The organism is Hyphomonas oceanitis SCH89 (assembly GCF_000685295.1).
GTDB lineage: Bacteria > Pseudomonadota > Alphaproteobacteria > Caulobacterales > Hyphomonadaceae > Hyphomonas > Hyphomonas oceanitis.
The window spans coordinates 1-661 of sequence record NZ_ARYL01000153.1 but is presented as its reverse complement, the minus strand read 5'-3'; the positions used below and the strand labels follow the sequence as shown (position 1 = coordinate 661).

At 61.9% G+C, this 661-nt stretch carries 1 pseudogene; it reads right to left on the bottom strand.

The window, feature by feature from the left end:
* Positions 1-578, bottom strand: a pseudogene (locus HOC_RS20685) (hypothetical protein); the annotation flags it as partial.
* Positions 579-661 lie beyond the last annotated feature (83 nt).

Here is a 661-nt window from a genome sequence, read left to right as displayed (position 1 = left end):
GCATCCTCATCGACGATCGCCACCGTGTCCGGGCGGCCTTCTCGACCTGCCGCCTGCCATTCTGCGATGAAACTCTCCGCCAGGCGTGTATCGATCGCGTCTGAACTTGTGAGGCGCGCATCCCCGCAAGCCATTGCATGTTCTGCGACGGCACGCTGGAGCGCGCTGACCAGGAAAGCCCCACCCGCATTCGTGTTGACCTCAATGAGCTTCGGCCCGTCTTCAGAGATGTGAAAATCATACCCCATGAACAGACCGCGCGTGCCCGTCTGAACGCCGGTAATCCTGTCGCTTGACCGAGCCAGCGCCGCGTCCTGAAACGGCGCAAGTGCGGCAACCGCTTCAATTGCCGCCACCTGGGCCTGCATTGCGGCCAGGTCTGCAGGCGAGACGAACACAGCGGTAGCGGCGAACAGGTTTGGCCGCGCGGCCAGCAGCGCGCCGAGTTCATGATTGCCGGCATGCTCCAAAATAGCTGCATCAAGTTCCGCCCTGCCAAGCGTCATACAAAAGCAGGACTGGTTGAGGGCGATCAGGTCGGTGGCGCCGTCAAGTTCGCAGGTCTCATCGCACCTCATGGCGAATCCTTTCTGGGCGATGATCTGCGTCTGCAGATGCAACCCGTTTCCTGCTTATAGGCGCCGGTCCAGGCGCGGGGAAG